Origin of the sequence: Spongiibacter marinus (genome assembly GCF_016906995.1) — a bacterium.
Classification (GTDB): domain Bacteria; phylum Pseudomonadota; class Gammaproteobacteria; order Pseudomonadales; family Spongiibacteraceae; genus Spongiibacter; species Spongiibacter marinus.
In genome coordinates this window covers 1-8,003 of sequence record NZ_JAFBBD010000020.1, presented here as the reverse complement: position 1 = coordinate 8,003, position 8,003 = coordinate 1, and the positions used below count along the sequence as shown (strand labels likewise).

The following is an 8,003-nucleotide window of genomic DNA, read 5'->3' as shown; positions in this document are numbered from 1 at the left end:
GTAGTCTTTGCCGGCAATCGGGGATAAAGTATGGATATCCATCCAGTAGTTATACGCTATGTGGAGCTAAATGGATACCCCTTATATACATACAGCATATAGATTCGCGCCATGTCCAATGCCTAGTAAAACACTTGAACAACTTATCAACCGACAGCAGCTGTGGCCAGCCAAACAACGTCGCCGCCACGCAGTAGGCGGCCAGAGTAACGCGACGGGCTTTGCTCCCTTAGACCGAGCCTTACACCAAGGTGGCTGGCCGAGCAGCGGCAGCAGTGAATTTTTGTGTGATACCCCTGGGGTAGGCGAGCTGGAATTGGTCATGCCTACGCTGAGCCAGCTCAATCGCGACCGCCCCATTGCCTGGTTAAACCCGCCTTATCTCCCCTTTGCCCCTGGGCTCGCTCAGCACGGCCTGGCTGCGCAACAGCAGTGGCTGATTCATGCCCATCGTCAACACCAGCTTTGGGCCGCCGAAGAGGCCTTGCGCAGCGGGGTCTTTTGCGCGCTACTCAGCTGGTCGGCAAATTGTTCGCCGAATGACAAGCAGCTACGGCGATTACATTTGGCAGCACGTGAAGGTCACTGCTGGCACCTTCACTTCCGCCCAAGCCGCTGCCAACCACAAACCTCGCCTGCCCCGCTGCGCGTACAGGTCGAAGGGGGGCCTCGAGACATTAAGTTGGTCATTCTTAAACAATATGGTGGTCATGCCGGCCAGCAACTCACACTGCCGCGAAATAAACAGCTAACTGAAGCCCAGCGCCCTGTTAATGAGTGGCCAACAAACACCAACCCGCGGCGGCGCCTTGCGGTCAATCTCCATGTCGCTGGACGTCCGTCAACACCCTCTAGCCACCCAGTAATACGGTCATAATCCATGCTGTATGTGTGCTTACGGTTCCCACTACTGGGTTTGGAGGCCTTGCCCGGCGCACCGCTGAGCGAGCCCTGCGCCCTGATTGCACAGCAACAGGTAGCACTGGTGAACGCCGCTAGCAGGCTCGCGGGCGTTACCGAGGGAATGTCGTTAACCACTGCTTTAGCGCTTTGCCCCTCGCTCTACTGCCAACCGCAGCAGAGCGAGTGCGAACAGGCCCACTGGCAGCGCCTGGCTCTTTGGGCCTATCGCTTCAGCGACGACATCAGTCTATCGCCGCCCAACGCACTCTTATTGGAGGTGAGCCGCTCGCTCAAGCTATTTGGCAACTTGCAGCGTTTGTATCGCGCCCTGCTTTCCGCCTATCGAAAACGCGGCTTACAGTTAAATATTGGCCTGGGCAATACCCCTTTGGCAGCAGAACTCTTAAGCTTGCAAGGCATTCGCCCCGCTCATCTAGTAAATACCGAGGGCGAGCTCAAACGCGATCCACTAAAGCGCGCACTGGCGTCACTACCCTGCCGCCAGCTCCCGCTGCCAAGCGCCCAATTAGAAGCGCTGCACAATATGGGCCTGAGGCGACTAGGGGATGTTCTTAGCCTGCCGCGCAAGCAACTGTTGAGCAGCTTCGACCCGGTTATGGCCGACTTTGTCGCCCGCCTAACTGGGCGCAAGCAGGATCCAAGACAGCGCTACCAACCCGCTGACGTTTTTGTCAGTGAGCGTCAGTTTGATGGCGGCTTATTTCAGAGTGACCAGCTGCGCGTTCCGATGTCTGCCATGCTCAAAGAGCTAGAGGTCTATTTACGTCTGCGCCAGTGCTTAAACCGTGACCTGCACTGGACCTTCCACTATCTAAGCGGCGAACGCCAGCACTGGAAAACGCCGGTTAATCACCGCCACTTTCATCGCAAAAACCTTCTCGAACTCATTGCTCTGCAGCTGGAAGGGTTTACCTTAGCTGGCGCTGTAGAAGGCATTACTTTGGAATGCAGAGAGTTTGTCAGCCTGGAAGCCACCAAACAGCAACTTTTTGACGAGCATAGAGAAGCCACCGAGCAGAATGACGCCCAACTTCGCCTAATCAATAGCTTGCAGCTGCGCCTAGGTGACAACGCGCTTCAGCAGTTGAAGATAGACGACCGAGTGTTACCGGAACAACAAGGCGTTGCGTGCCCCGTCAGCGACTATAACTGCGAACACCGTGACCACGAGGCAAGCAGTGAAGCGCTCAGACCCAGTTTGCTGTTGCCGACGCCTCTGCCGCTTCAACGCACTACCACCGGATTGGTCTGGCAGGGCCCCCTTGAAATACTTCAGGGCCCGGAGCGCCTGGATAGTAATTGGTGGCAGCAACGCCAGGTTCGCGACTACTACATTGCCCGACACAACGACCACGGCCTGTGCTGGCTATTTAAAGACTGCCTCAGTCAGCAGTGGTACCTGCACGGCTTTTTTTCCTGAAAGCGCCATGGCCACACTGCTGAACTGTCAGAGTAACTTCAGTTTCTTACGCGCGGCATCCCACCCGGAGGAGCTGGTTGCCCAAGCCGAGGCGAATGGCTACAGTGCAATCGCCCTGTGTGACGAAGCTTCTCTGGCGGGAATAGTGCGGGCCTGGCAAGCGGCCAAAGACGCAAATATCAAGCTGATATGCGGCGCACGCTTCCAGTTTCAAGAAGGATTCCAACTGCTACTCGTCGCGCCCTGTCGGCAAGCTTACAGCGAGCTATGCTCACTCATCAGTTACAGCCGTTTGCATAGCACCAAAGGCAATTATGCCCTGAGCGTGGAGGCACTTCAGCGCTTCAACCGGCACCTACTCGCGATTTATCTTCCTGAAAGTAAATGTGGCGCAACTGGTTTGAAGGACTTAAAGGCCTTGTTCCCTACGCGCTTGTGGCTGGGTGTCGCGCTGCACTGCACTGCCCAACAGGAAGCGTATTACCTCAAACACTATGACCTGGCGTGCCGCTACCAAATTCCGCTTGTGGCCGCCCCCCATATTTTGATGCACTGTCGCAGCCGCCACCCCCTATTCGATGTGCTTCGCGCAATTCGCCTGCATTCAACCGTTGGCCAACTCGGCCGCAACACCTTGATGAATAGCGAATACTATATAAAACCTCGGGAGCTATTATCGCGCGACTACCCTCAGGCCTTGTTAGACGAAAGCGACAAACTTGCCGCTCGCTGCCAGTTCGACCTAAAAGAGGTAAAGTACCAATACCCCACCGAGCTGGTACCCAAGGAAAAAAGTGCCACCGTTTTTTTGCGCGAGCTAACCCAAATGGGCGCCGAGAAACGCTGGCCGCAAGGCATTCCAGGCGATGTTCAGAGCAGTATTGATAAAGAGCTAAGCCTCATTGCTGAGCTACGCTATGAGCACTATTTCCTCACTGTCTACGACATCGTCCAGTTCGCCCGAAGCCAGGGCATCCTCTGCCAGGGCCGGGGCTCCGCGGCAAACTCAGCAGTGTGTTATTGCTTATTCATCACGGAAGTCGACCCAAGCCGGAGCGAGCTGCTATTTGAACGCTTTATCTCTCGGGAGCGCGATGAACCTCCGGATATCGATGTCGATTTCGAACACGAACGCCGAGAGGAGGTGATTCAATACATTTATCGCAAGTATGGTCGTAGCCATGCTTCTTTGGCTGCCACCGTTATTAGCTACCGGCGCCGAAGCGCTGTGCGCGATGTGGGCAAGGCACTGGGCTTGGACACCCAGCTCATCAACCAGCTCAGTAAAAATATGGCGTGGTGGGACAACCAAAGCAGCTTAGCCCTGCGCCTCAGTGAGCTGGGTATAAGCACATCGGACCACCGCGGCCAGCAATTCATCGATGCGGTCAATGCCCTTATCGGATTCCCCCGGCATTTGTCTCAACACGTTGGCGGCTTTGTTATCAGTCGTGAGCCGATCAATACCTTGGTGCCCCAGGAAAATGCCGCCATGCCCGAGCGCACCATTATTCAATGGGACAAGTCCGACCTGGAAGCCTTGGGCATGTTGAAAATTGATATCTTGGCCTTAGGAATGCTAAGCGCCTTACGCCGAAGCCTGCGGTATATCAGTGATGCCGCGGGCACAGATATCAGACTAAGTGATATCCCTGCAGAAGATGCAGAGACTTATGCCATGCTCAAACGCGCAGACAGCATTGGGGTCTTTCAGATTGAGTCCCGGGCACAGATGACCATGCTTCCCCGCCTTCAACCTAGCTGCTTCTACGATTTAGTGATTCAAATAGCGATCGTACGTCCTGGCCCCATCCAGGGCGGTATGGTGCACCCCTTCCTTCGTCGCCGGCAGGGTTTAGAAGCTGAGCACTACGCAAATAAGGAGATTGAAAAAGTACTCAAGCGCACTCTCGGGGTGCCCATATTCCAGGAGCAAGTGATTCAACTTGCCATGGTCGCCGCTGGCTTTAGCGGCGGTGAAGCCGATCAATTACGGCGGGCAATGGCAAGCTGGGGGAAGAATGGCGACTTAGCGGGTTTTAAAGATAAATTGGTGAACGGCATGCTTGAGCGCGGCTACGACCTCGACTTTGCAGAGCGCTTATTCAGCCAAATGAAAGGGTTTGGTGCCTACGGTTTTCCAGAGTCACATTCAGCGAGCTTTGCTCTCCTCGCCTACGCCTCGGCTTGGATCAAGTGTCACCATCCTGCCGCTTTTTACTGCGGCTTACTCAATAGCCAGCCGATGGGCTTCTATTCTGTTTCTCAGCTTTGTCAGGACGCTCAGCGGCACGACGTAGCCATTCTCCCAGTCTCTGCCTGCCACAGTGACTGGGAACACCGTGTGGTGTTTAAACAAGAAAGCTCTGCAATTCGCCTCGGCTTGCGAACCATCAAAGGCCTGTCATATGAAAGCGCACAAGCACTTTGCCAGCTACGCCAGCAACAAGCGTTTACCTCAGTGGAGAGCTGCCTTCAGCGACTTCGCAGTGAGGGGAATTTCAGTACAAGCCAGCTCAACCTACTTGCGCGCAGCGATGTGTTTCACGACTTCGAAATAGATCGCTACCGCAGCTATTGGTACATACAGCAGCACCGCGGTAGCGGCCAGCTAGTCAACACCCACAATACTGAAGCACCCGCTACCCTACCGATACCCTCGGAGAAGGAGAACATTCAACATGACTATGCCTACAACTCACTAAGCCTCCGTCGCCACCCTATGGCGTGGCTACGCAGTGAAGGGTATTGCGAACACTATCAGCAAGCGGCTCGCCTGAGCGATATTAAAGATGGCCAATGGCTGACCGTTGCGGGCATCGTCAGTTGCCGGCAACGCCCCGGTAGTGCTTCTGGCGTACTGTTTATGACACTCGAAGATGACACCGGGAACATCAATGTCATTGTGTGGCCAGCGAAACAAGCGGAAAACCGCCAGGCCATCCTGTCGGCGCGAATACTGGAAGTGACGGGTGAAATACAGCACAGTGACCAGCAGACAGGTAGTAGAGTGACGCACATCATCGCACACACCCTGCGTGATATCGGTGCGCTCTTCCCGCTACACGTGGACTCTCACGACTTCCATTAAGGCCTTATTCGGTAAGTACAATTCCCAGTTAAAGCCTTGCGGGACAAGCACTAAGCTCGAATGACACCGTGGCAACCCTATTGATTGTATGATCTGAATTCGATGCCAAAACCCGATGCTGTCACAGATTTGCTAAATCGTAGCAAGGCCATTCTAGAAACGATGGTCGACGGCGTTATAACGATTAATAATCAAGGACTTATCGATACCGTAAACCCTGCTGCAGAGCGGATATTTGGCTATCAAAGCCAAGAATTAATTGGCCGCAATGTCAGTATGTTGATGCCGAGTCCCTACCGTGAAGAACACGATGGTTACATTCACAGTTACCTGACCACTGGCACCAAAAAGGTCATTGATATCGGTCGAGAAGTACGCGGCCAACGCAAGAACGGAGATGTTTTCCCGATGGAGCTCGCCGTCAGCGAGATGCTGATCAAAGGCGAACGAATGTTTACCGGCATCGTTCGCGACATTTCAGAACGCAAGGACACAGAAGAAAAGCTGCGTGAGGCGATGCGGCGTGTTCATGAGCAGCGCATCAAAGACGAATTCATCTCGACAGTCAGCCACGAACTACGCACGCCCCTGACGTCGATCAAGGCTTCTCTGGACATTCTCAAGTCAGGCGCGTTGACCAATGATCCTGAAAAAAGTGAAGCACTCATAGATATCGCCCAAAAAAATAGCGAGCGCCTGCTTTTACTCATTAACGACATCCTCGATATCTCTAAAATCGAGTCGGAGAAGATGCAATATCGCATCACCCGCATCCCGCTAAGATCCTTTTTGGAAACCGCTATCAGTGACAATCGTGTTTACGGTGACAAATACCAGGTGCGCTATGTGCTGGGCGAGTGCCCCGACCACCTGAGTATCGATGTCGACCCTGACCGAATGATGCAAGTAATGAGCAACCTATTGTCTAACGCTGCGAAATTCTCACCGTTGAACACCGAAGTGTATGTCTCAGCAGAAGAGACTGAACACGGCATAAGAATCGTCGTGAAAGACCAAGGTAAAGGTATACCCGAGGAGTTCCAACCTCATATTTTTGAAAAGTTTACCCAAGCGGATAGCTCCAACCAACGCGCTATCGGTGGTACTGGTTTGGGGTTGCATATATCTAAAGCGATTGTCGAGCACCATGAAGGGGAACTCAGCTTCAATTCCAGTGTAAAAAACGGCACAGAGTTTTATATCGACTTGCGTAAAAAGGACCGGACAGGGGCTTAAAATGTCACACAATGAAAGCCTAGAACGCGTACTTTATATTGAAGACGAAGAGGACATTCGAATCGTCGCCGATATCGCCTTAAAAACGATAGGCGGCCTCGACACTCGCTGCTGTGCAAGCGGACCAGAAGGCCTCGCTACACTGGAAACATTCCCGGCCCAGCTAATACTATTGGATGTCATGATGCCCGGTATGGACGGCCCCAGTGTACTGTCAGAAATTCGCAATAACGAGCAATATCAAAACACACCTATCGTATTTATCACCGCGAAGGTGCAAGCTGACGAAGTCGACCAGCTACTCAGCTTGGGCGCAAATGCAGTGATTAGTAAGCCCTTTGAGCCAATGGATATGGCGCAAAAATTGAAGGATATATGGGAGGATTTTCACCGTGCCTAACCCATCACACCAAGATATAAATGAAGAGTTGCGGCAACTACAACGCGACTACATTAAAAAACTACCCGGGCGAGTAACGCAATTGGTTGAGGCCTGGACGAGTAACTTGGCTCAACCGAAGGAAGAGACATTACAAGATATCTATCGCCAAGCCCATACGATTGCCGGAACATCTGGGGTACTGGGAATAGATGAAGTCAGCCAAGCGGCACGCGCTATAGAGCAGGTAATCAAAGAACGAGAAAGTAACGACTCATTGAGTGCAGAGGAGACCAGTGCTGCCCAGCACTCTATCGATATTCTTCGTGAACTCTCTACAAGTAGTGAAATTAAAATCCGCGAAATTAACCTACAGCGTCGCTAGGTAAAGTTAGCGATTTATCCGTCTGTGCCCCCCTAATTCTTTCTATCCCGCCTTTTATCCGAGCTATTTATCGAAACGCAGGACGCTGTATAGCGCCTTGTTTTTAACAACCTGGCGAGGGCCTGCCCCGCGACCAACGGGAGTGTTTTGGCCATGACCTACATTGGGTTGCATGCAGTGCATGCAATCGCTGCGCGACGCCTATCGGCGCCCCAACCCTGTACCTTCGGTACATGGGGTGTCACATGGGCCCAATATTTAGTGGCAGAAGTTCTTCGCATCCTAAATAAAAAACCCCGGACAGCTAATGCTGACCGGGGTGTCGGTGTGGCCCATGACTAGAAGGAGTGCTTTGGCCATTTATTTAGAAGCCTGGCGACAAACCTGTGCAACAGGTTTGGACAGCCGCAGGCTGCCCGTAGGGCGAGCGCTACAAGCGCGAGTCATTGCCGTCGGTCAGCGCCAGTTGCCCAACTTTTTCTAGCCACATAGCAAAGTGCCCCAACCGAACTCGGCTGGGGCACTTTAGTTTAGAAGCCTGGCGATGACCTACTCTCACATGGGGAAT

General features: G+C 53.2%; 6 protein-coding genes. All 6 read left to right on the top strand.

The features are described 5' to 3' along the window. Window positions 1–118: 118 nt before the first annotated feature. The 6 genes from imuA to HNR64_RS16850 all read left to right on the top strand — a co-directional run bounded on the left by imuA (window position 119) and on the right by HNR64_RS16850 (window position 7,435). A complete protein-coding gene (gene imuA / locus HNR64_RS16875; RefSeq protein WP_204997560.1) occupies window positions 119–877 on the top strand; it encodes a translesion DNA synthesis-associated protein ImuA in 759 nt (252 codons plus the stop codon). Window positions 878–880: 3 nt separating this feature from the next. After that, window positions 881–2,344 carry a Y-family DNA polymerase gene (locus HNR64_RS16870; RefSeq protein ID WP_204997559.1) on the top strand — a complete coding sequence of 488 codons (1,464 nt, stop codon included), beginning with the start codon at window positions 881–883 and terminating at the stop codon, window positions 2,342–2,344. Between the two features lie 7 nt (window positions 2,345–2,351). After that, window positions 2,352–5,435 (top strand): error-prone DNA polymerase, encoded by a 3,084-nt coding sequence (locus tag HNR64_RS16865; RefSeq protein ID WP_204997558.1) that lies wholly within the window; start codon window positions 2,352–2,354, stop codon window positions 5,433–5,435. 102 nt (window positions 5,436–5,537) lie between these two features. Beyond that, window positions 5,538–6,671 carry a sensor histidine kinase gene (locus HNR64_RS16860; RefSeq protein ID WP_204997557.1) on the top strand — a complete coding sequence of 378 codons (1,134 nt, stop codon included), beginning with the start codon at window positions 5,538–5,540 and terminating at the stop codon, window positions 6,669–6,671. Window position 6,672: 1 nt separating this feature from the next. Then, window positions 6,673–7,071 (top strand): response regulator, encoded by a 399-nt coding sequence (locus HNR64_RS16855; protein WP_204997556.1) that lies wholly within the window; start codon window positions 6,673–6,675, stop codon window positions 7,069–7,071. Next, complete coding sequence (locus HNR64_RS16850) at window positions 7,064–7,435, top strand: Hpt domain-containing protein (protein ID WP_204997555.1); 372 nt, start codon at window positions 7,064–7,066, stop codon at window positions 7,433–7,435. Before HNR64_RS16855 ends, HNR64_RS16850 begins: the two co-directional genes overlap by 8 nt. Window positions 7,436–8,003: the final 568 nt, after the last annotated feature.

Bases quoted from the DNA above. Each gene is read 5' to 3' on its own strand.
- HNR64_RS16855 (WP_204997556.1), top strand. From the start codon at position 6,673: ATGTCACACAATGAAAGCCTAGAACGCGTACTTTATATTGAAGACGAA.
- HNR64_RS16870 (WP_204997559.1), top strand. From the start codon at position 881: ATGCTGTATGTGTGCTTACGGTTCCCACTACTGGGTTTGGAGGCCTTG.
- HNR64_RS16860 (WP_204997557.1), top strand. From the start codon at position 5,538: ATGCCAAAACCCGATGCTGTCACAGATTTGCTAAATCGTAGCAAGGCC.
- imuA (WP_204997560.1), top strand. From the start codon at position 119: ATGCCTAGTAAAACACTTGAACAACTTATCAACCGACAGCAGCTGTGG.
- HNR64_RS16865 (WP_204997558.1), top strand. From the start codon at position 2,352: ATGGCCACACTGCTGAACTGTCAGAGTAACTTCAGTTTCTTACGCGCG.